Here is a 20,763-nt window from a genome sequence, read left to right as displayed (position 1 = left end):
GATGGGCCGGCAGATCACGTCCGACATGGCGGCCAACGTCTGGAAGGTGCTCGTCTCCACGGGCGACAGCGTCGCCGCCGGCGACACGCTGGTGATCCTCGAATCCATGAAGATGGAGATCCCTGTCGAGGCCGAGACGTCCGGCGTCGTCACCGCGCTGCCCGTCAGCGAAGGCGACGTCCTGGATGAAGGGGATCTGATCGCGGAGATCTCCTGACCCTTCGGACCGCGGTTTTCCGCTGGGTGTTGTGTTGGTGACGCCTGGTAGCGATGCTGGCAACATGGGCAGTGGAGGTCGGGGCCGCTGGGTGGTGTCGCCGGTCGCGCTCGCGGTGGTACCGGTCGGGATCGGGCTGGTGGGGAATCTGGCGACCGGCACCGTTGAGGTGAAGGCTTGGTGGTGGACCCCGGCCACGTGGGTGTTGACCGGCGTGCTGGTCATGGTCGCCACCGCGTCGCAGATCGTGCAGTCGCGCGCTGTGCCGCAGAGCCGGGAGGCGGCGATGCGCAGCGCTGCGGCGGGTTTGCGGCGGATGGTCCGGGAGCAGTGGGAGCACGAGACGGTGCTGCGGGGCGTTCGGCAGCCGGTGCCGTTGCGGGTGCGGTGGTCCTCGACCGATCGGCAGGTCGCCGAGACGCGTCAGGTGGTGCTGGACGAGCCGGAGACCACGTGGCAGGACAGGCCGTTGGAAGGCGACGTCACGCAGGTCGTCGAGAAGTTCTGCGAGCTGCCCCATCGGCAGTTGGTGGTGCTCGGAGAGGCGGGCGCGGGCAAGAGCGTCCTGGCGATGCTGCTCACCCTCGGGCTGATCGAGCGGTCAGTGGGGGACGACCCGGTGCCGGTGCTCCTGTCGATCACTTCCTGGAACCCGCAGGACGAGTCGGTACGCCGGTTCGCGGCTCGGCGGATGGCTGAGGATTATCCAATGCCGGCCGGTTTGTCGGAGGGCCGCTGCGTGGCGGAGCTGCTGATGAGCGAAGGCCGGATACTGCTGGTGCTGGATGGACTGGACGAGCTCCCGGCCGAGTCGCAGGAGCGGGCGCTGCGGAGGCTGGACGAGTTCGCCGCGACAGGACGGCCGCTCGTGGTGACCTGCCGGGCCCGCGAATACCAGCGAGCCGTGGACGCCAGTCGTTCGATCATCTCCCGGGCCGCGGTCGTGGAGATCATGCCGGTCGATGTGGAACAGGCGATCGCGTTCCTGTCCCACCCCGAGCCGTTCCGGCACCGCTGGGAACCGGTTTTCACCCACCTCCGCCACGACAGCGAGGGCCCGCTGGCGCGGGTGTTGTCCACGCCGTTGATGGTCTCACTGGCCCGTACCGCCTACAGGCCCTCGAACACCGACCCCATCGCCTTGACGCGCCTCGACAGCCAGGACGCCATCGCCGCGACGCTTCTGGACACGTTCGTGACCAGCGTTCATGACCCCGACCGGCCGATGCCGCCCGAAGGCCGGCCGGTGCGCCGCTACAGTCCCGCCGCCGCCCAGCGCTGGCTCGGCTGCCTGGCCCTGCACCTGCAGCTGGTGGGCAGGACGGAACTGGTGTGGTGGCAATTGTCCCCCGACCTCTTCACCTTCAATGCGGAGGTGATCAGGGCCCGCGCGGTGCTGGCTGTCGCAGTCGGCGTGGGTGCCGGTGTCGGTGCCGCGGCCGGGCCCGTGCCGGGGGGCGCAGCAGCGCTCACCGTGGCCGCCGCGGCCTTGACCGCGGCGGCGGGCCTGCTGCGGCCGCTGTGGCCCCACGCTTACCCGCCGTACACCCCCACCTCCTACTCGCTGGCTCGCGAGCATCGTCGCCGGGTCCTGGCGCTGCGGGCCGGATTCGGTATCGCGCCGGGGCTGCTGACCGGGGTCATTCTCGGCAATCCGCTGATCGGAGCGGCCGGTGCCCTGGTCACCGCGCTGCTCGCGTTGGTCATGCCCACCCTGCCCTCCAGGACCCGGCCTCGGGGCACCACTCCACGCGCCACGCTGAACGCCAATCACCACGCCACCGCCATCGCCGCCGCCCAGCACGGCATCACTGGCGCATTGGTGTTCGCCGCCTCTGTCGCAGTGCTCGCCCCAGCATCAACCCGCTGGATCCCCGCCGTCACGGCGGCCGCCGTCTACGGATGGGTCGCAGCCTGCGGTGCGGGCCTGTGGACCTGGATCGATTACAAGATCACCCATCTTCGTCTTGCCGCCAAGGGCCGGCTCCCCTGGAGACTGTGGACATTCCTCGAAGACCAGCACCAACGCCAAACATTGCGCCAATCTGGAACTGCCTGGCAATTTCGCCACGCCTTGCTTCAACACCACCTCGCCGCCACCCCGTACACCCAGCACCTGCATGCCTGCGCCCGCCAAGGTGACGCGGGCGCCCTTGGACGCATCGCCGACCGGCTGGTCGAAGAGGACCGGCTTGATGAGGCCATCACCATGCTCGGCGCCTGGGCCGACCACGACGCCTCCGGCACCGCCGCGTCGGCCGGCCTGAAACTGGCCGACTTGCTGGCCAAGCACGACCGCGTCGAGGAACTGCGCACCCGTGCCGACGCGGGCGACGGGCATGCCGTCGCGATACTGGCCTACCTGCTGGAACGACAGGGCCGGATCGAGGAGGCCATCACCGTACTCCGTCCCCACACGGACCGAGGCTCCGCCCCGCAGCTGGCTCGGCTCCTCGCCCGCCATGATGGCGCTCGGGAGGCCATCGACCTCCTCAACGCCCACCCCGATCAGGACGACAACTGGACTCTCATGATGGCCGAGCTGCTGGCTCAGCAGGGCCGGACTGAAGAGCTGCGCGTCCGTGCCGACCAAGGCGACCGGGCCGCCGGCAACCAACTGGCCAAACTGCTCGCCGAACAGGGACGCGTAGCAGAACTGCAGGCCCGCGCCACAGCAGGCGACCCCGACGCCGCCTTCCGGCTCGCCCTGCAGAGCTGCGTGGAGGACGCCATCACCCTGCTGCGCCCCCACGCCGACCAGGGCGACTGGGCCGCCGGCGACCGGCTGGCCCGACTGCTGGCCGAACAGGGGCGCGTGGAAGAACTGCGGGCCCGCGCCACGGCAGGCGACCCGCACGCGGCCCACAGCCTCGCCCGGCTGCTTGCCCGACAGGGGCGGTTGGAGGATGCGGTCACCCTGCTCCTGCACCACGCTGTCCCAGCGGTTCAATCCGTCGAAGCGTATGCCGTCCTGCCGTTGCTCAGCCATCTCCTGACGATGCTGGGGCGGGAGGAGGAGGCCGTCACCGTGCTCCGCGCCCACGCCCATTTGGGCAACACCGTCGCCGTCAGCCTGCTGGCCGACCGCGATCTCACGCCTGAGCGCGCAGAAGGGTGATCGAAGGGAGTCTGCCGGCCGTTTGAACGCGGTACAGGGTCGGCGCCACCGGAGCCGCCTGGCGCGTTGACCTCAAGCAAGGTTGAGGGGACACGATGACGGCATGACCTCCCCTCAGTACGGAAAAGCGCTGGTCCTCGGTGCCGGCGGACTTGTCGGCACGGCGTGGCTGTCGGGCCTCGCCGCAGGGCTGCGCCGCGAGGGCATCGACCTCGCCGAGGCCGACCTCATCGTGGGCACCTCTGCCGGCGCGATCGTCGCGGCCATGCTCACCACCGGCCGGGCCCTGGCCGATGTGGAGACGCTGCCGTCCACGGGCGCCGGACGTTCCGGGCCACCGGACCTGGCCGCGATGTCACAGGCTTTCGCCACGCTGGTGGACCCGACCCTGGAACCGGATGACAGACGCCGTCGAGCCGGGCGCATCGCGCTCGCTGCCGAGGCCCCGTCCGAAGACGGACACCTGACCGGGATTTCCTCCCTGGTCGAGACCGAGAAGTGGCCCGATCGCCCCTTGCTGATCACCGCAGTGGATGCCGAGACCGGCGAACCGAAGGTATGGGACCGCGACGGCGAGGCGACCCTGGTCGAGGCCGCAGCGTCGAGCTCCGCGTTTCCCGGAACGGTCGCTCCGATCACCGTCAAAGGCCGCCGCTACATGGACGGCGCTCTGCGCGACGGCGTGAACGCCGACCTCGCCGCCACCGCCGTGACCCGCGTTCTCATCGAGCCGATGGCCGACCGTTTCCCGGCGAGCGACCCTCGGGACGTGCGCATCGGCCCGGATGCCGAGGCGTTGGCGGCGTTCGGCCCCGACCTCGGAAACCGGGAGGCATGGACGCCTGTCTACCGCGCCGGAGTCCGGCAGGCCCCGCAGGTCGCCGTGGTGCTGCGTCCTGTCTGGGACGTGGCCCCCGTCACCTGATCAGCAGCAGCCGACACCATGCTCGTCGGCAGCGCCGTTGTGATCGTCATCTCATCCCTCCGGTGAGATGATCTCCGCGGACGCGCGGCGAACCTCAGGCTCCCGCCCCCGTACCTGCTCGTGACGGATCGCCGGCCCCCACCCCCCACTCCGGAGGCAGCACATGCCACAGCCAGATCCCCATCGCCCCCTCATCGGGCGCAGAGCCTTCGGCCTCGGAGTCGCCGCGGCCTCCTTGACCGTCGCACTCGGTCCCGCCTTGTCCGCGGACGCGACGACGTCCAGACGGCGGGCGGCACTGTCCGACAGCACGGCCTTCGACGAGACGACGCTGTGGGACAACACCGTGGATCCGCTGGAGAGCTACCACGTCCACGGGCTGGCCGTGCTGCCGGACGACACCATCCTGGTCGTCACGGAAGGCCGCCACGAGGTGTGCGACGCGGGCCCCCGAGACCTGCTCGTACGCCGTAGCCCCGACGGCGGCGACACCTGGCAGCCGACCCGAACGCTGGTCGCCTCGGTCGGAGGCCAGTCGTGGGGGAACCCGACCTTCGTGGTCGACCGGCTCACCGGCGGCATCTTCCTGTTCTACATGCTCTCCACCCGGCTGCCGGAGAACACCGGTTGCTCCGGCGACAAGGGCGACCTCTTCATGATCTCCAGCGCAGACGGCGGTCTCACCTGGAGCGCGCCGCGCGATATGTCAGGCCTGTTCAGCCAGTTCCCCTACGAATGGACGCTGCACGGCCCCGGCCCCGGACACGGCATCCAGCTGGACAACGGCCGGCTGCTGCTCAACTGCGCCCACCGCCGTGAGGTCACCGGCAACACCGTCGCCGAACGCCGCTACGGCGTGGCGTCGATCTACAGCGACGACCACGGCCGGACCTGGCGCGCCACCGGGGAGGTGCCGGTCTCCGCCGACTATCCCATCAACGAGGCCAGGCTGATCCAGAGGTCCGACGGCACGGTGCTGATCAACGGCCGGGCGGCGGCGGGCGGCAACCGGCAGCGGATCGTGTCGGTCAGCGCCGATCGTGGGCTCAGCTGGTCGCCGCCGCAGCTCGACGGGGCCACCGGCACGTTCAACGCCGTGGACGCCAGCCTGCTGCGCTACACGGGCGGGCCGGGCACGTCCGAAGTGAGCCGGGTGCTGTTCAGCCGCCCCGACTCCCCCGTTCGTACCAACCTGACCGTGTCGATCAGCTACGACGACGCGCACTCCTTCCGCTACAGCCGGGTGATCAACGAGGGCCGGTCGTACTACTCCGAGCTCGGCCGGCTCTCCGACGGCAGGATCCTGCTCCTCTACGGCCGTGACGGCGACGACCCGAGCTTCCCCCGCCGCGTGGTCATGAGCCGGTTCTCGCTCGAATGGCTGAGCGGCGGCCGCGACAGCCTGCCCGACGGCCCCGGCTACACCGAACGTCTCATCGACCTCACCACCGGCGCCGCCACGTCCGGCGGCACCATGTCCGTCGTCCAGGACCCCATGGCCCGCGGCGGGAAACGGGTGGCGTTCACCACTTCCCAGACCGGCACGTACTTCGAATACACCCTGAACGTCCCGGCACCGGGAACCTATGAGCTGCTGCTGCGCTACTTCCGTACCGCTGACGGAGGTCTGGTCACCGTCTCGGTCGACGGCGTCAAACCCCGGGCCGCGCTGGTGGACACCACCGCCGACCGGGCTGACGGCCACGACGTCGCGCAACTCGGCAGCCTCGATCTGACGGCCGGCTCGCACAAGATCCGGTTCACCGCTTCCGGGGTGGGCCGCGGCGGCGGCAGGCTGGTCTCGCTGGACACGCTGAGCCTGATCGACGCGCCTTCCCAACCCGACGTACGGGAAGAGGTGGTGGTCGACAACGACGAACTCGGCTACGAAATCATCAGCGGCACCTGGTCTGCCAGCTCGAGCGTGCCCGGCTACCGGGGCGGCAACTACCACTACGCCCCCGCCGGCACGGGCGGCCACGTCGTCCGGTGGCGGCCCGTGGTCCCGCTCACCGGCGACTACGAGGTCCAGGTCTCGTACACCGCGCACGAGAACCGCGCCGGCAACGCGCCCTTCACGGTCCGTCACGCCGGTGGCACAACGCTCGTACGCGTCGATCAGCGCAGGAGCGGAGCGACGGAGGCGCGCGGCGGTTCCTGGGTCTCGCTCGGCACGTACCGCATCAGCGAGGGGGTGGGCAGGGTCGAGCTGAGCAACAACGCGAACGGCGTGGTCATCGCCGACGCCGTCCGGCTGCTCCGCACACCTGGATGACATGGCGTCCGCAGAACGCCGGAAAATGCGACAGAAGGTGTCGGGTTTTTGGTCGAGGATCGTGTCACCGGTCGGCAGATGTGGACCGGCCCCACGGATAGACAGGACCTCGATGCGCGAAACGCCAGAAGATCTCGAAAGGCTCCAGGCCCTCCTGGACGCCTCCCTCTCCCGCTCCACCTCGCACCTCCGTTCGATCATCAGCACCGAGAGGACACTGACCGCAGAGCAACTCACCGGGATCCTCACCGGCATGTGCACCCTTGCCCTGTCCACCGTGACGGCCAAGGGCGAGCCGCGAATCAGTGGCGCGGACGGGCATTTCCTGCACGGCAAGTGGCACTTCGGCACGGCGCCCGGCGCCGCCAAGGCCCGCCACCTGGCCGCCCGCCCCGCCGTCAGCGTCGCGCACATGCGCGGGGAGGACCTGGGCGTGTTCACGCACGGCACGGTGGAGATCCTCAACCCCCAGAACGGCGAGCCGGCCGAGGACTGGCCGGACCTGCTCGCGTACTTCAAGGACTTCTACGGCGACGACGCCTTCGACTGGGACAACGACGTGGTCTACTACCGGCTGCATCCGCACTGGATGACCGCCTACGCCCCCGACATCGCCAAGCTCACTGCGGCGTTGCACGAAGGGGACGAAGGTTGACCGCATTCGTACGGGATGTCGAGACCATCGAGGTGGTGAGGGCCCGTACCAACAATCTGCGGGACGTGTCGGTGAGCATCCCCAAAGGGCAGCTTGTCGCCTTCACCGGAGTGAGCGGCAGCGGCAAGACCTCGCTGGCCGTCGACACCCTGCACAACGAGGCGCAACTGCGGTATCTGGAAGGGCTTTCGCCGTTCGTACGCCAGTACATCACCCAGCGCAACCGGCCGAAGGTCGACCGCATCCTGGGACTCGGCGCGACGCTCGCGGTCGACCAGCGCCGCCTGAACCGCAACCCCCGCTCCACGGTCGCGACGATCACCGGCATCGACGGGCACCTGGGGCTGCTGTACTCGCGCCTTCCGGGAATCGGCGCCGACCCGGCGGCGGAGAGTGGAGACGGGCAACTGACGACCGCTCACTTCGACCGCAACACGCCGGAAGGGAGCTGTGCGGACTGCCACGGCGTGGGCGGGCGCTGGCAGGCGCAGGAGGACCTGGTCATCACCCACCCGGAGCTTCCGCTCTTCGAGGGGGCCTCGCCGTGGTACGCGAAGTGGCGGTCGGGGGAGCACGCGTTCGTACCGGCGCTCGCCGAGAAACGCGGCGTGGACCTCGGCCGGCCGTGGCGGTCGCTGCCTGAGGAGTTCCGCCGCTGTGTGCTGTACGGCACGGGTGACGAGAAGGTCGAGGCGACCGTCGACATGACCAGCAAAAAGGAGACGGTCTCGGTCACCTACACCTCGAGCCAGCCGCTGCGGGGCGCGCTCGCCGAGGTGGAGCGGGTGTTCGTGAACGCCCAGACCTCCAGCGCCAAGCAGCGCTACCTGCCGTACATGCGCAAGCAGCCGTGTGGCACCTGCGGAGGCAGCGGGTACGACCAGGTGGCCCGGTCCGTGCGGCTCGGCGGGCTGGCCTTCCCCGACCTGCTCGAGGTGGAAGTACGGGAGGTGCGCGGCTGGACGAAGCGGGTGGCCGGCGACCTGGACGCCCGGCAGCGCGAGGTGGGTGAGCCGCTGCTGCAGGACCTGGGCCGCAGGCTCGCGATCCTTGACCGGCTCGGCCTCGCCCATCTCCAGCTGTCCCGGAGCGCGGCGACGCTGTCCGGGGGTGAGTTGCAGCGGACCCGGCTCGCCGCGCAGCTCAGCACCGAGTTGAGCGGCATCATCTTCGTCCTGGACGAGCCCGGAACCGGGCTGCATCCGGCGGACAAGGCCCACCTGCTCGACATCGCCCTGGAGCTGCGCGCGGCCGGCAACACGGTGCTCCTGGTCGAGCACGACCCTGAGCTGATCGCCCGGGCCGACTGGGTGATCGACATGGGGCCCGGCGCGGGCCGCCTCGGCGGTGAGGTCCTGGTGTCGGGGCCGCCCGCCGACGCGGCCGCCCACCCGACGTCGCTGACCGGCCGCTATCTGGCCGGCGAGGGGCCGCGGCTGCGCCGGACCCGCCGCCCGGTCGGGGATGACACCGGCTGGGTGGAGCTGCACGGCCTGCGTGCGCAGAACGTGGCCGCGGACCTGGTACGTTTCCCCGCCGGTCGGCTCACCTGCCTGACCGGGGTGAGCGGCAGCGGCAAGAGCAGCCTGCTCGGCGCGCTCGGGACGAGCGTGGAGGCCGCCCTGAACGGGACGGCGACCGACATGGTGCGGGAGGTGACCGGCCTCGCGGGGTTCGGCTGGGTCGCCGTCGTCGATCAGGAGCCGCTCGGGCGGACGCCGCGGTCCAACCCGGCTACCTACAGCAAGGCGTTCGACATCGTCCGCAGGCTGTTCGCCGAAACCGGTGCGGCGCGCGGGCGCGGGGTCGATGCCTCCTGGTTCAGCTTCAACACCGCGGGTGGTGGCCGCTGCGAGATCTGCACCGGTTACGGCCGCAAGCTGGTTGACATGCACTTCCTGCCGGATGTGTGGGTGGTCTGCGACGCGTGCGAGGGCCGGCGCTACAAGCCGGAGGCTCTGGACATCAGGTATCAGGGGCTGGCCATCGATCAGGTGCTGGAGCTGACCGTTGCCGAGGCCGTGGAGCAGTTCTCCGAGCCCCGGCAGCTCGCGGAGACCCTGCGAGCCTTGAACCAGGTCGGGCTTGGCTATCTCCAACTCGGCCAGAGTGCCACGGAGCTGTCCGGCGGCGAGGCGCAGCGGCTGAAGCTGGCGTCCGCGATCCAACGCGGTGCGGCGAGCCGCAGGGCCGGCCTCGTCGTTCTCGACGAGCCCGTCTCGGGCCTGCACCCGTCTGACATCCAGCGGGTGGTGGACGCGCTCGATGTGCTGCTCGACTCGGGCAACACCGTCGTCGTGGCCGAGCATGACATCCCCGTGGCCGCGTCCGCGGACTGGGTGATCGACCTGGGGCCGGGGGCCGGCCCGAACGGAGGTGCGGTGATCGCGGAGGGCACCCCGGACGTCGTCGCGACGGCGGGCACCCCGACCGCCGGTTTCTTCCGCCGGTACGCGGCGGGCCTGCCGCTCCTGGAGGCGCGATCTTGTTAGGTGTCCCCGGCCGCTCGCCGTGATCGGGTGGCTGTTGTCGGCTCCGTCGGCCCGCAATGAGGCCGCATACGTGACCGGCGCGACGATGTCGGCGTTGCGGGGCTGGGAGCCTTGAATCCTCATCGGAAGGGTCATTAGGCTCTCATTTGGTGCCTGCATTGGAGGTACGGTGACCCCGGACTCAGCCCCCGAAATCGACCATATTTCGGCCGGATACGACCCGGATCCCGCACTGTCGATGTCCTTGCATGCCGACGCCTACACCGATGTGAAGTGGTTCGACGTCGACCAGCGGGCGATCTTCGCGCGTACGTGGCAGTGGCTGTGCCATGTGGAGAAGCTGCGGGAGGCAGGCAGCTACGTGACGGGCACGGTGGCCGGCATGCCGATCGTCGCCGTCCGGGACGAGGCCGGCACGCTGCGGGCGTTCTACAACGTGTGCAAGCACCGGGCGCACGAGCTACTGTCCGGTTCCGGTGTCCGGCGCAGCATCGTGTGCCCGTACCACGCCTGGAACTTCGAGCTGACGGGCCGGCTGAGGCGAGCACGCAACACTGGTGCCATGCCGGGCTTCGACCCCTCTGCGGTGTGCCTGGATCAGATCCAGGTTGCCGAGTTCGGCGGCATGGTCTACGTCAACCTCGGCCCCGGGGCGACCCCGCTGCCGGAGCAGGCCGGAGGGCTGGAGGCGGAGATCGAAGCGCGGGCGCCGGACGTGGCCAAGCTGACCCTCGCCCGCCGGCTCACGTACGACATCGCCTCCAACTGGAAGAACGTCGTCGACAACTTCCTGGAGTGCTACCACTGCCACGTTGCCCACAAGGACTTTGTGTCCCTGGTCGACATGAGCACCTACAAGGTCACCACGTACGGGATCTACTCCAGCCATATGGCCCAGGCGGGGAAAGCGGAGAACACCGCCTACGACGTGTCGGGGGCGACCGTCACCGAGCACGCGGTCTGGTGGCTGTGGCCCAACACCTGCCTGCTGCGCTATCCCGGCCGCGGAAACTTCATGGTGCTGCAGATCGTCCCCGACGGCCCGGAACGCACTCGCGAGATCTGGGACTTCTACCTGGAGACCGCGGAGCCGAACGAGGCCGAGCTGGACAGCATCCGCTACATCGACGAGGTTCTCCAGGTGGAGGACATCGCCTTGGTGGAGAGCGTCCAGCGCGGGATGCGCACTCCTGCCTTCACCCAGGGGAAGATCGTCTATAACCCCCAGGAGTCCGGGTTGTCCGAGCACGCGGTCCACCATTTTCACGGCCTCGTCCTCGACGCCTACCGACATGAGCTGGAGCGGATCAGCTCACCACAGGTCACGCCGTGAGGGCGGCCGCGGCTTCCCGGTAGATGACGCTCGGGTCCTCGGACAGCCACGCCTTCACCTGGTGGCTCCAGGCGTCGGCGAGCACCTCTGCCCGGTGCGCCTCGATGCCGTCGAGGGCTGCCGCGACGATCGTCTCGGGGGCGGTCTTGTCGCCGTCGTACCAGGCCATCATGTCGGTGTCCGCGGCGCCGAGGTGCAGGCCCGTCACCAGAGTGCGCTGGTCGGCCAGCTCCAGGCGGACGCTGTTGGTGAGCGCCCACTCGGCGGCCTTGGCCGCGTGGTAGGCGCCCGCGCCGTTGAAGGCGAGCCACGAGATCGCCGACAGGACGTTGAGGATCGCGCCGTCGGCCAGTTGGGGCGCGAAGGCGCGGATCACGTTGAGGGTGCCGTAGAAGTGGGTGTCCATCTCGCGGCGGATCGTGTCGAGGTCGCCGGTGACGAGGTTCGCGCCGGTGGAGATGCCCGCGTTGTTGATGACGATCTTGACGTCCGATGCCGCGGCGGCCGCGGCGGCGACCGACGCCGGGTCTGTGATGTCCAGGGGCAGCGGGATGACTCCTGGTACGTCGATGAGGTCGGGACGGCGGGCGGTGGCGTACACCTTGCCGGCGCCGCGGTCGAGGAGGGAAAGGACGAATTGCCGGCCCAGGCCCCGGTTGGCGCCGGTGACCAGCACATGTGCTCCGTTGATCTGCATACCGGATAGGCTAAAACCTGACGTTGACGTCAGAGGCAAGTGTTGTGATGGAGGTCACGATGCGTATCGGCGAGTTGGCGGCGCGGTCGGGCGTCAGCGTGCGGGCCTTGCGTTACTACGAGGAGCAGGGACTGCTGGAGGCGGGCCGGAGCGACTCCGGGCAGCGACACTATCCCGAGTCGGCGGCCGACCGCGTTCTCCTGATCCAGATGCTCTACTCCGCCGGCCTGTCCAGCCGGACCATCGCCGAGCTGCTGCCCTGCGTCGATGCCAAGGTCAGCACCCCCGAATCGCGTGCCCGGCTGGCCGCCGAGCGTGATCGCATCGATGCCCAGATCGCCGCGTTGACCCGTACCCGTGACCAGCTGGACACGGTCATCGCCTTCGCCGGAAGCCCGGCCAGCGGCTGCGCGTGGATCGCGGACGGAGACGTAGCCGCGCAGGTGAGCCACTCCGCGGCGTCATGATCGTACGGGCGCTCCTGCGCTGCACGCGTCACAACGGGCGCAGGTGCTCGATCGTGACGCGGTGCTGCTCGGTCAGCCGCTGGGCGATCAACGAGCGGTGGCAGGCCTCGGCGTCGCGCTCGACACAGAGCAGCGCCGCGGTCCCGCTGCTCGGCAGCGCCGACACGATCGGTGTGAGGTCGGCGCGGTCGAGGATCTCGGTGATGTAGCGGCGGGTGTACTCGGCGGCGAGCTCGCGGCGCGAGCGCTTGCCGACCCCTTGGCGGTCGTCCTCGGCGTACTGGAACCGGCGTAACTCGGTGGTCGGGGCGAGCTCAAGGTGGTGCTCGTAGGTGATCCCGGCATGCGCGAGGGCCGCCTGCAGCCGGAGCGAGTTCGCCCAGGCGTACTCGGGTCCGCGGACACCGCGGCGCTGGCGTACATCGAGCAGCAGGCGGACGTCCGCGTGCCGCAGTCGTTGCAGGAAGGAATCGCCGTCGAAGCCGTACACGCCGATTGTCACCATTCTGAGCACCGGAAATCACCCACCTGCCTACCAGCTCGTGCCGCCTCCGGCAGTGCGGCCCTGCCGGAGGCGGCGAGGCCCATCACGCGACGGCGGTCCCCTCAAGCTCGACCATCAGGTCGGGGATCGCCAGCCGCGTCACCCCGAGCATCGTGGTGGACGGCGCCACCCCGGCGGCGCCCAACCGCGACGCCAGCACGCCGTAGTGCTCGAAGAGCCGATCGACGTCGGTGGTGTAGACGTTGAGCCGGACGAGGTTCGCGAGGGACATGCCGGCCTCGCCGAGCACGGCCTCCAGGTTGTCGAGGCTCAGCGCCAGCTGCGCGGCCATGTCCTCGGCATGCTGGGGCTTGCCTTCGCCGCTCATCGCGGTCTGCCCGGAGCAGTACAGGGTCCGGGTGTGCCCGGAGACGATCTCACCCTGGTTGTAGCCCATCTCCACCGACCACGCCCACGGGTTGACCGCCGTTCGCTCCATTGCCACATCAGCTCCATTCGATTTATGCACGTAGATCGCGTCATCTTCTTGGTCGCGCTGATGAGCCTCCCAACAAATCACGACATCCTGTGTCGTGTATTGCTTGTAATGTTTCCGTGTGCGTGCCGACCGGTTGGTCTCGCTGGTGCTGCTGCTGCGGCAGCACGGTCGGCTGTCCGCGGTCGCGCTGGCCCGCGAGCTGGAGGTATCCACCCGCACCGTGCTGCGCGACATCGAGGCGCTGTCCTCAGCCGGTGTCCCGGTCTACGCCGAACGCGGCCGGCACGGCGGTTTCGCGTTGTTGCCCGGTTTCCGTACCGAGCTCACCGGACTGAACCACGACGAGGCCCTTGCGCTGCTGATCGCCGGATCGCGGCGCGGCGCGCAGGCGTTCGGCCTCGGCTCGGCGCTCGCTTCGGCGATGCTCAAGGTGGTTGACGCGCTGCCCGAAAGCTATCGGGACACCGCGGCCGGCGCGGCCGAGCGATTGCTCATCGACCCGGAGACCGACCTCCTCTCGCGTCGGCTGGTCGCCGAGGAGGTGCCTGACACCGTGGTGGCCGAGGTCCGGCGCGCGGTGCTCGCCGGACACAAGCTGCGCATCCACTACGCGGCCGTGGACCAGAGCCCGAAGTGGCGCACGGTGGACCCGATCGGCCTGGTCACCGTACGCGACCAGGGCTACCTGTTGGCCACGAGGTCTGGCGAGGACCGCACCTACCGGCTGTCCCGGGTCCTGGCCGCCCAGGAACTCGCCGAACCCGCGCAGCGACCGGACCGGGTCGATCTGGACCGGGCCTGGCAGGAACGCAGCACGCGGTTTCGGACCGGCGGCGACCAGGTCACCGTGCTGCTACGGGTGAACCCGGCGCGACGGGAGGACCTGCTGGGCACCGCACTGGCCGTTCGCGCCGAGGAGGCCGACTCAGACGGCTGGCTGCGGATGGAGGTGGCCTTCCAAGATTCGAGACACGCCGAATGGGCGCTGTGGCAGCTCAGCACGAACGCGGAAGCCCTGTCCCCGCAGTGGTTGCGCGACTCCCTGCGTAACCGGGCCACCGCGCTCGCCACCCGCTACGGAGTGTCGCCCTGAGAGCCCGGCCGGTCTCCGACGCGATTACGTGGAGCCGCTTGCCGCTCTCCGACACACAGGTATCGCGTCAGGCTGCCGCCGGACGGAGGACGCAGAACTCGTTGCCCTCCGGGTCGGCGAGGACGATCCACGGGACGTCGCCCTGGCCGACGTCGGCGAGCGTCGCGCCGAGGGTCTGCAGCCGGGTCACCTCCGCCGCCTGATCCTCCCCGCGGTACGGCAGCAGGTCGAGATGGACGCGGTTCCACACGGTCTTCGCACCGGGCGCTGTGCGGAGGAACTCAAGATACGGCCCGACACCCTTGGCGGAGCGTAACCGCGCTTGATCGTCGGTCACCTCGTGCACGGTCCAGTCCATCGCCTCGCCCCAGAACCGGGCCATGGCCCGCGGGTCCGCGCAGTCGACCACCACCGCGGCGATCGGCCCGGTGTCCCGGTAGATCTCCCGAGGCTCCAGCACGCAGAACACGTTGCCCTCCGGGTCGGCCAGCACCGTCCACGGGACGTCACCCTGGCCCACATCGGCGGGCGTCGCACCGAGCTCCTTCAGGCGCGCGACCAACTCCGCCTGATGGGCAGCAGAGGTGGTGGCGAGATCGATGTGCACGCGGTACTTCACCGATTCGGGGTCCGGGACGGTGACGACATCGACGCAGACGGCGGTGGGGTCCGGCCAGACGAAACCAACGGGCTCGACGTTGGTCACACCGGGTCCCTCGCTGGAAACACCCCAGCCGAGCGCCTCCGCCCAGAACCGGCCGAGCGCCGAGTCATCCCGAGCCTTGAAATTCACCTGAACGAATTGCAGCCCCATGGCGCCCACCCTATGCCCAGCAAATACCGGCGGTAGCGGGCAGGCCGGGGACTTCTCCGAGCGGCCGAAGGCTCTGGGCGGGGCGGCAACGGGACCCGCGGAGCGTCCGGGAACCGAGCCGCCCGCGTAAGTGGCCGCCTCAGACGATCTTCGCCGTACGTGAGCCCATGTACCGCCTTACAACCCGGCCTGAGCTGGCCTTTCTCGCCATCGGATCACCTGTCAAACGGCGCGTACGCCCGTACGGAAAAGCCCGTCGAACAGGCTGACAACACCGATCTTCTACCGGACACGCGAGCGAACCGGAACGTTGGATCCCGCCAGACCGGAATCGCCCCAGCCCCTGAACCAGGAGTAACGATGAAGCTGCCCTCACGCGCCGCCGCCCTCATGGCGGCCGTCCTGTTCACTTCGCTGACGGGAGTGTACGAGGCGTCGGCGGCGACACAGACGGCTGACGCTGAGGCCCTTCCGAGCGTGAACATGGAAGCCACCGTCAAGGCGGCCCAGATCGACCCGCGGCGGCCCGACAGCACGCTGACTCCGGGTGCCAAGGCCAGCGTGTTCCTCGTCGAGCAGGCGCTGCGTGACGGACGCTTTCTCGACGCGAAGTGGGTGGACGGCTACTTCGGCTCCACGACGGTCACCGCCTACGCGAAGTACCAGAAGTCGCTCGGCCTCAGTGGTCTCGACGCCAACGGCCTGCCAGGCAAGACGTCGCTCACCAAGCTCGGTGCCGGCCGCTTCAAGGTCACCGACGTCATCGACCCGGGCGCCCGGGTGTCCACCGGCGGTTTCGTCATCAACGCTCGCACACGAAACATGCTGGCGGAGGCCAAGCGGCTGCTCGGCCGCGACCTCAAGCTGGATCAGGGCTCGTACAACCCCGGCGGCGACCCCACATCCGCGGGCACCCACGACGGCGGGGGCGTCGTCGACATCTCGGTCAAGGGGATGAACTCCGCCACCCGCACCGCGACCGTCCGCGCGTTGCGCCTCGTCGGCTTCGCCGCATGGCTGCGTAACCCCCAGCAGGACGACTGGCCGTGGCACATCCACGCCACCGCCATCAACGACACCAGCCTCTCCGGCCAGGCCCAGCACCAGATCGGTGACTACTACCTCGGCCTGAACGGGCTCGCCGGCCGCGGGCCGGACGACGGCCCGAAGGTGACCATCCGTACCTGGGAGGAGTACCAGCGCCGCTGACTCCTCCATCCGAAACCCAGACTCCGCACATAGAAAAGGAACAGCACATGAGAACGCTCGCCAGGATCCTCACCGCGACGACCGCAGCGATGGCACTCAGCGGGACGGTCCTCGCCACCGCATCGCCCGCCTCGGCCGCGAACCGCGACGGCGTCTGCGATACCGGCGAATTCTGCTACTACTTCAACAGCAACAACCAGGGATCGCTCTCCGACTTCACCGGATCGATCGACGACTACGCCACCACCCAGCCCACCTGCTACGACTTCAAGGGCCCCGGCGAGGGCAAGGGCAAATGCATCAAGAACGCCGCCGCCTCCGTCTGGAACCGCAGCAGCAAAACCGTCCGCGTCTACTTCAACAGCGGCCACACCGGCACCTACCAGGACTTCGCCGCAGGCGCCAAGGGCAACCTGAACGCCACCCTCAAGAACCAGAACGCCTCGCACCAGTTCAGCCCGTCGTCGTCACCGTCGCGCAGCAACATGTCGACCTCGCTCTACAAGGCCAGCGCCACGATCACCTGCGGCTTCGACGGTTACACCTCCACCTCCGGCCGGCACGAAGGCATCGACATCGCCCGCGGCATCGGCTCGAATGTGTACAACCTGGTGGCCGGCAAGGTCATCAACGTCGTACGCGGCTCCACCGGCAGGGCGGGACTTTCCACGATCGCCGTCTACAACGCCGCAACGAACAAGACGGTGATCTACCTGCACTCCGCTCCGTCGTCCTCCCTGCGCGTGGGCCAGCAGGTCAGCCGCGGCCAGGTCATCGCCACCGAGTCGTGGCACGGGGTGTCGAGCCGTTCATCCGCGCACACCCACGTCGAGATGCGTCTTGGACAGCAGACGCGTGCGGCCAAGAGCGTCGGCGACCCGCACCTGGAGAACCCGAACCCGACCTCGTTCTGGAACTCCCAGGGCTACACCGTCCGATAACGCTCCGCGGCCACCGACAAGATGAGGAAGACCACTGTGCCTTTACGAACTGTCCGGCTGATCTCGCGGCTCGCGGCCGCGGCGACCGCCGTGATGGCGCTCGGCGGGACGGTCCTCGCCACCGCATCGCCCGCCTCGGCCGCGAACCGCGACGGCGTCTGTGACACCGGCGAATTCTGCTACTACTTCAACAGCAACAACCAGGGATCGCTCTCCGACTTCACCGGATCGATCGACGACTACGCCACCACCCAGCCCACCTGCTACGACTTCAAGGGCCCCGGCGACGGCAAGGGCAAATGCATCAAGAACGCCGCCGCCTCCGTCTGGAACCGCAGCAGCAAAACCGTCCGCGTCTACTTCAACAGCGGCCACACCGGCACCTACCAGGACTTCGCCGCAGGCGCCAAGGGCAACCTGAACGCCACCCTCAAGAACCAGAACGCCTCGCACCAGTTCCTGAGCTCCACAACGCCGACGCCGACCGGGTGCAAGACCGACGGCACGGACACCAAGCTGCCCACGACGATCCTCGTGTACCGGAAGTCCCTCGATCGCGTGGAGCGGGTGGAGTTCAAGACCTACGTCAAGAACGTCCTGCCCAACGAGTGGGTGTCGAGCTGGCCGAGCGAGTCCCTCAAGGCCGGGGCGATGGCCGTGAAGAACTTCGGCTGGTACTGGGCGCTGCACTCCAACCGCAAGACGTCAGACGGCCGGTGCTTCGACGTCTACGACCACACGTCGAGTCAGGTGTACAAGCCCGGCTCCGCGAAGGCGGTGACGAGCGCCGCGGTGGACGCGACCTGGGGCACCCGGCTGACCCGCAGCGGGAAGATCTTCCGAGCCCAGTACTGCTCTACGACGACGGCGTGCGGAAATTGGGTCGACGGCGACTGGATGTCGCAGTACGGCTCTCGCGATAAGGCCAGAGCGGGCTGGAGCTACTCCAGGATCCTCCAGAACTACTACACAGGGATCGTTCTCGGCTCCTGACTCCCCTGAGACCGTCCGACTCCGGTTCCCCGGCGTGCCACGCACGTCGGGGAATCAGAGTCCGTCGACGATGATCTGGAAGTTGATCGGCCGGCTTCCGGGGAACACGACCGCTCCCGAAGCGTCCACCATCTTGAATCGCACGTAGCACAAGCCTGGCTTCTTGGGCGTGGTGATGTCGGTCCGGATGTCGACCGTCTCGCCAGGTTGCGTGTCCTTGATCGGCACGTCGGAGATGGTCTGGCAATGGTCAGCCTGCTGCGTGGGGTCGAGGCGCCGCAGCGAATATCCCTTCCACGGCACGGTCCCGGCGTTCTTGAGCCGCCATACCTTGGTCATGGTCTTGCCGGGACCGACGCGCGTGCAGTCGGCCAGCGTGACGTCCTCGATGAACGCGGCCGCATCGCCCTTGTACAACGGCGGGGACCAAGGCGGGTTGGTCGAACGCACCGGGCAATCGGCTGGGGACAGCGCGGCGATCGATGGACTGCCGGTCGGGTTCGGGCTGTTTCCCTCGGGCTCGGAGCCGCGATTGACGACGACCACGACGAGGACCGCTGCCCCCACGATGCCAGCCGCTGCTGCGAACGCGGCCGCGCTGGTCAGCCGTAATCGTCCTCTGCTCCTCGGCGCGGGGAGCAGAGGCTGGATGCTGCCCGCGAGCTCGTCGGACGGCGGCCGCGGCGTAGGCACGGATGCCGAGGTCTCGCCGACCAACCGGGGCGCCTGCATGGTACGAAGCTCTGTGGCGGACACTGCGAGTCCACCGGACAGACCGTCCACCGAGGTGTCCACGCGGATCGCGGGATCCCCGGCGCTCGTCGATCTGACCGCCTGGTTCGCTCTCTCCCAGAGTTCGCGGTACGCGGCCGGGTCCGCGTTACACACCTTGACGAATTCGACGGTGGTCTCCCAACTCGGGAGCCGGTTACCCTTCGTGGCTTCATGCAACGTCGTGTGAGAAATCGCCCCTGACCGGCCGGACATCTCACGGAATGGTGGGTTGCCGACCGCGTTGCGTAACTCCCGCAGCGTCGCCGCAAAGTCCTCGATTATCTCCGCCCGTGCACGCCTGTCGTCCACCGTGTGAAGGTAACAGCACTCACGGTCGCCACTCAACTCGAACCGGAATCGGTGCGAAGCCGGGCGAGATGAGCGCGCAAAAGGCCGTACGGCTCATCCCGCTGCGGCTTGAAGTGGCCGCTGACCAGGCCTTACAGGCCCGCATCCTGCTCGAACACGACGAAGGAGACCGGACCTCCGCCCCCACCCAATAATGCTGGATATAGGGACATCACGTTGACCGGAACGCCCTTAACCGAGCCGGTCTCGGCGGCTTATGTTCAGGTCGATGATTCGTGCGAAGTCCGTGGCCAGGGGCCGGAATATTACGCAACGGAGCGGCTCGGTCACGGCTTTTGAATACGGTGTGGCAGGCCGGGATAATTTCTGTCGGCTTTTGATCCGCGGCGCGTTCCGCCGTTGCCGTATGCGCTCAAATCACCCGTCTGCTGCGACGGGCATACGGGCGCCAGCGCCCAGAAGGCGGGGATCAGCAGCCAGGCCCAAGACCGTTTGGCCAGACCCTTGCCCGGCATATCGCCAGGACGGCCAGGCCGACGATCACACCGCCGCGGATCGATGGAGTCCACCCGGGTCGCCCGTGCCCGCAACGCGCGCGCCGTCAACGCACCGGCCACGAGAGCCGCGATCTCGCGAACGGGGAACCGGCCAGACGTCAGCATGAGCGTGTCGATGAGCTCTTCGCTGCGCTTGTCTCGATAGTCGCCGGGATACAGGCGCAGCAGGAGGCGGTAGCACCGTTCGAGGCGTCCGCTCACGTGCCCATCACCGCGATCCGGCCGGTGACGAGGTTCGCGGCTTGCTGCAGGCGGACCGCCTCCGCTCGCACCGCCGCGACGCCGTCGTCGGTGACGCGGTAGTAGCGCCGGGGCCGCCCGTCCACGACCTCTTCCCGATCCAGCGCCTATAGGCGGGAATCCCGAGCAGGCGGGCAAAAGCCGGCGGCAGATCCGCCCATGGACCGCTGGGACGCGAGGGTTACTCAATCGGAGGGCCGTTCGCAGCCACCCCGGACATGCAACGGCCCGAGGGCCTTGATTACGGGCTGTTCAACCACCATGACCGCGCGTTCTCCTGAGCCGGACCTCGTGCGGGACCCCCCTTGGGCGAAGCGTCCAAGGTGGGAGGGCCTTTGTAGCTCTTTTGGATGTTCTTTGTACGCGGGGCTCCCAATCTTGATCACCGGCAAGGGCGCTACGCAAAGTCAACAGTCAAGATTTCGCGCACCGTCCGGGGCATCGGCCCTCCGGTGCGCGCAGAAAGGTATCCGCATGAGAACCAGAGGGGTGCTTACGGCCGGGCTCGCCCTGCTCTTCAGCCTCACGACCGGCCCGATCGCGACGGCCTGGGCCGCTCCGACTCCGACGCCGACCCCGACGTCCTCGTCGAAGGAGGACGAGGGGGAGATGGGCAACCCGGACAACCAGGTGGACGTCCCGCCGGTGTCCACGCTGGCGGCGCCGAGCTT

20 protein-coding genes and 1 pseudogene are annotated in these 20,763 nt (G+C 68.8%); 14 read left to right on the top strand and 7 right to left on the bottom strand.

What is annotated here, in order from left to right:
* Position 1 precedes the first annotated feature (1 nt).
* The 7 genes from ABZX61_RS52880 to ABZX61_RS52850 all read left to right on the top strand — a co-directional run bounded on the left by ABZX61_RS52880 (position 2) and on the right by ABZX61_RS52850 (position 11,015).
* Complete coding sequence (locus ABZX61_RS52880) at positions 2–217, top strand: biotin/lipoyl-binding carrier protein (protein ID WP_355207423.1); 216 nt, start codon at positions 2–4, stop codon at positions 215–217.
* 64 nt (positions 218–281) lie between these two features.
* Complete coding sequence (locus ABZX61_RS52875; RefSeq protein ID WP_355207420.1) at positions 282–3,335, top strand: NACHT domain-containing protein; 3,054 nt, start codon at positions 282–284, stop codon at positions 3,333–3,335.
* Between the two features lie 103 nt (positions 3,336–3,438).
* Entirely contained in the window at positions 3,439–4,260 is an 822-nt protein-coding gene (locus tag ABZX61_RS52870; RefSeq protein ID WP_355207418.1) for a patatin-like phospholipase family protein, read from the top strand.
* Positions 4,261–4,495: 235 nt separating this feature from the next.
* Positions 4,496–6,535 carry an exo-alpha-sialidase gene (locus ABZX61_RS52865; protein ID WP_355207415.1) on the top strand — a complete coding sequence of 680 codons (2,040 nt, stop codon included), beginning with the start codon at positions 4,496–4,498 and terminating at the stop codon, positions 6,533–6,535.
* Positions 6,536–6,647: 112 nt separating this feature from the next.
* Positions 6,648–7,190, top strand: coding sequence for a pyridoxamine 5'-phosphate oxidase family protein (locus ABZX61_RS52860; protein WP_355207412.1), 543 nt, complete (start codon positions 6,648–6,650; stop codon positions 7,188–7,190).
* Positions 7,187–9,682 (top strand): excinuclease ABC subunit UvrA, encoded by a 2,496-nt coding sequence (locus ABZX61_RS52855; RefSeq protein ID WP_355207409.1) that lies wholly within the window; start codon positions 7,187–7,189, stop codon positions 9,680–9,682. The genes ABZX61_RS52860 and ABZX61_RS52855 overlap by 4 nt, the downstream gene beginning before the upstream one ends.
* 169 nt (positions 9,683–9,851) lie before the next feature.
* Positions 9,852–11,015: an SRPBCC family protein gene (locus tag ABZX61_RS52850; protein ID WP_355207406.1), complete on the top strand. Its 1,164-nt coding sequence runs from the start codon at positions 9,852–9,854 to the stop codon at positions 11,013–11,015.
* On the opposite strand, the gene ABZX61_RS52845 is transcribed toward ABZX61_RS52850, so the two are convergent.
* On the bottom strand, positions 11,005–11,712 hold the full coding sequence (locus ABZX61_RS52845) for an SDR family oxidoreductase (protein WP_355207403.1): 708 nt from the start codon (positions 11,710–11,712) through the stop codon (positions 11,005–11,007). The two genes, ABZX61_RS52850 and ABZX61_RS52845, sit on opposite strands and share 11 nt — an antisense overlap.
* Before the next feature lie 59 nt (positions 11,713–11,771).
* Between ABZX61_RS52845 and ABZX61_RS52840 the strand changes: the two genes are divergently transcribed.
* Complete coding sequence (locus tag ABZX61_RS52840) at positions 11,772–12,179, top strand: MerR family transcriptional regulator (protein ID WP_355207400.1); 408 nt, start codon at positions 11,772–11,774, stop codon at positions 12,177–12,179.
* Between the two features lie 28 nt (positions 12,180–12,207).
* On the opposite strand, the gene ABZX61_RS52835 is transcribed toward ABZX61_RS52840, so the two are convergent.
* A complete protein-coding gene (locus tag ABZX61_RS52835) occupies positions 12,208–12,684 on the bottom strand; it encodes a DUF488 domain-containing protein (RefSeq protein ID WP_355207396.1) in 477 nt (158 codons plus the stop codon).
* Positions 12,685–12,766: 82 nt separating this feature from the next.
* On the bottom strand, positions 12,767–13,162 hold the full coding sequence (locus ABZX61_RS52830; protein WP_350737651.1) for a RidA family protein: 396 nt from the start codon (positions 13,160–13,162) through the stop codon (positions 12,767–12,769).
* Positions 13,163–13,280: 118 nt separating this feature from the next.
* On the opposite strand from ABZX61_RS52830, the gene ABZX61_RS52825 reads away from it, so the two are divergent.
* Positions 13,281–14,255 (top strand): WYL domain-containing protein, encoded by a 975-nt coding sequence (locus tag ABZX61_RS52825; protein ID WP_355207393.1) that lies wholly within the window; start codon positions 13,281–13,283, stop codon positions 14,253–14,255.
* A gap of 67 nt (positions 14,256–14,322) precedes the next feature.
* Here ABZX61_RS52825 and ABZX61_RS52820 read toward each other — a convergent pair whose 3' ends face one another.
* Complete coding sequence (locus ABZX61_RS52820) at positions 14,323–15,069, bottom strand: VOC family protein (RefSeq protein ID WP_355207799.1); 747 nt, start codon at positions 15,067–15,069, stop codon at positions 14,323–14,325.
* A gap of 360 nt (positions 15,070–15,429) precedes the next feature.
* Here ABZX61_RS52820 and ABZX61_RS52815 point away from each other — a divergent pair, with 360 nt between their 5' ends.
* From ABZX61_RS52815 to ABZX61_RS52805, 3 genes are read left to right on the top strand one after another with little or no spacing between them, the layout of a single operon-like run.
* Positions 15,430–16,278, top strand: coding sequence for a peptidoglycan-binding protein (locus ABZX61_RS52815; protein ID WP_355207390.1), 849 nt, complete (start codon positions 15,430–15,432; stop codon positions 16,276–16,278).
* Between the two features lie 47 nt (positions 16,279–16,325).
* Positions 16,326–17,219 (top strand): peptidase inhibitor family I36 protein, encoded by an 894-nt coding sequence (locus ABZX61_RS52810; protein WP_355207387.1) that lies wholly within the window; start codon positions 16,326–16,328, stop codon positions 17,217–17,219.
* 36 nt (positions 17,220–17,255) lie between these two features.
* Positions 17,256–18,212: a SpoIID/LytB domain-containing protein gene (locus tag ABZX61_RS52805; RefSeq protein WP_355207384.1), complete on the top strand. Its 957-nt coding sequence runs from the start codon at positions 17,256–17,258 to the stop codon at positions 18,210–18,212.
* A gap of 54 nt (positions 18,213–18,266) precedes the next feature.
* On the opposite strand, the gene ABZX61_RS52800 is transcribed toward ABZX61_RS52805, so the two are convergent.
* Entirely contained in the window at positions 18,267–19,295 is a 1,029-nt protein-coding gene (locus tag ABZX61_RS52800; protein ID WP_355207381.1) for an NBR1-Ig-like domain-containing protein, read from the bottom strand.
* 68 nt (positions 19,296–19,363) lie between these two features.
* Here ABZX61_RS52800 and ABZX61_RS52795 point away from each other — a divergent pair, with 68 nt between their 5' ends.
* A complete protein-coding gene (locus tag ABZX61_RS52795; RefSeq protein WP_355207378.1) occupies positions 19,364–19,489 on the top strand; it encodes a hypothetical protein in 126 nt (41 codons plus the stop codon).
* Positions 19,490–19,621: 132 nt separating this feature from the next.
* On the opposite strand, the gene ABZX61_RS52790 is transcribed toward ABZX61_RS52795, so the two are convergent.
* Entirely contained in the window at positions 19,622–20,053 is a 432-nt protein-coding gene (locus ABZX61_RS52790) for a hypothetical protein (RefSeq protein ID WP_355207375.1), read from the bottom strand.
* Positions 20,050–20,178, bottom strand: a complete 129-nt coding sequence (locus ABZX61_RS52785; RefSeq protein ID WP_355207372.1) for a hypothetical protein — start codon at positions 20,176–20,178, stop codon at positions 20,050–20,052. The genes ABZX61_RS52790 and ABZX61_RS52785 overlap by 4 nt, the downstream gene beginning before the upstream one ends.
* A gap of 388 nt (positions 20,179–20,566) precedes the next feature.
* On the opposite strand from ABZX61_RS52785, the pseudogene ABZX61_RS52780 reads away from it, so the two are divergent.
* Positions 20,567–20,763, top strand: a pseudogene (locus ABZX61_RS52780) (hypothetical protein); the annotation flags it as partial.

Origin of the sequence: Nonomuraea sp. NPDC003709 (assembly GCF_040610775.1) — a bacterium.
Classification (GTDB): domain Bacteria; phylum Actinomycetota; class Actinomycetes; order Streptosporangiales; family Streptosporangiaceae; genus Nonomuraea; species Nonomuraea angiospora_A.
The sequence above is the reverse complement of the archived record's forward strand: the minus strand, read 5'-3'. Positions and strand labels throughout refer to the sequence as shown.

Coding starts and splice junctions, on each gene's coding strand:
- ABZX61_RS52835 (WP_355207396.1), bottom strand. CDS start 12,684: ATGGTGACAATCGGCGTGTACGGCTTCGACGGCGATTCCTTCCTGCAA.
- ABZX61_RS52860 (WP_355207412.1), top strand. CDS start 6,648: ATGCGCGAAACGCCAGAAGATCTCGAAAGGCTCCAGGCCCTCCTGGAC.
- ABZX61_RS52795 (WP_355207378.1), top strand. CDS start 19,364: ATGAGCGCGCAAAAGGCCGTACGGCTCATCCCGCTGCGGCTTGAAGTG.
- ABZX61_RS52840 (WP_355207400.1), top strand. CDS start 11,772: ATGCGTATCGGCGAGTTGGCGGCGCGGTCGGGCGTCAGCGTGCGGGCC.
- ABZX61_RS52815 (WP_355207390.1), top strand. CDS start 15,430: ATGAAGCTGCCCTCACGCGCCGCCGCCCTCATGGCGGCCGTCCTGTTC.
- ABZX61_RS52820 (WP_355207799.1), bottom strand. CDS start 15,069: ATGGGGCTGCAATTCGTTCAGGTGAATTTCAAGGCTCGGGATGACTCG.
- ABZX61_RS52830 (WP_350737651.1), bottom strand. CDS start 13,162: ATGGAGCGAACGGCGGTCAACCCGTGGGCGTGGTCGGTGGAGATGGGC.
- ABZX61_RS52845 (WP_355207403.1), bottom strand. CDS start 11,712: ATGCAGATCAACGGAGCACATGTGCTGGTCACCGGCGCCAACCGGGGC.
- ABZX61_RS52880 (WP_355207423.1), top strand. CDS start 2: ATGGGCCGGCAGATCACGTCCGACATGGCGGCCAACGTCTGGAAGGTG.
- ABZX61_RS52810 (WP_355207387.1), top strand. CDS start 16,326: ATGAGAACGCTCGCCAGGATCCTCACCGCGACGACCGCAGCGATGGCA.
- ABZX61_RS52870 (WP_355207418.1), top strand. CDS start 3,439: ATGACCTCCCCTCAGTACGGAAAAGCGCTGGTCCTCGGTGCCGGCGGA.
- ABZX61_RS52875 (WP_355207420.1), top strand. CDS start 282: ATGGGCAGTGGAGGTCGGGGCCGCTGGGTGGTGTCGCCGGTCGCGCTC.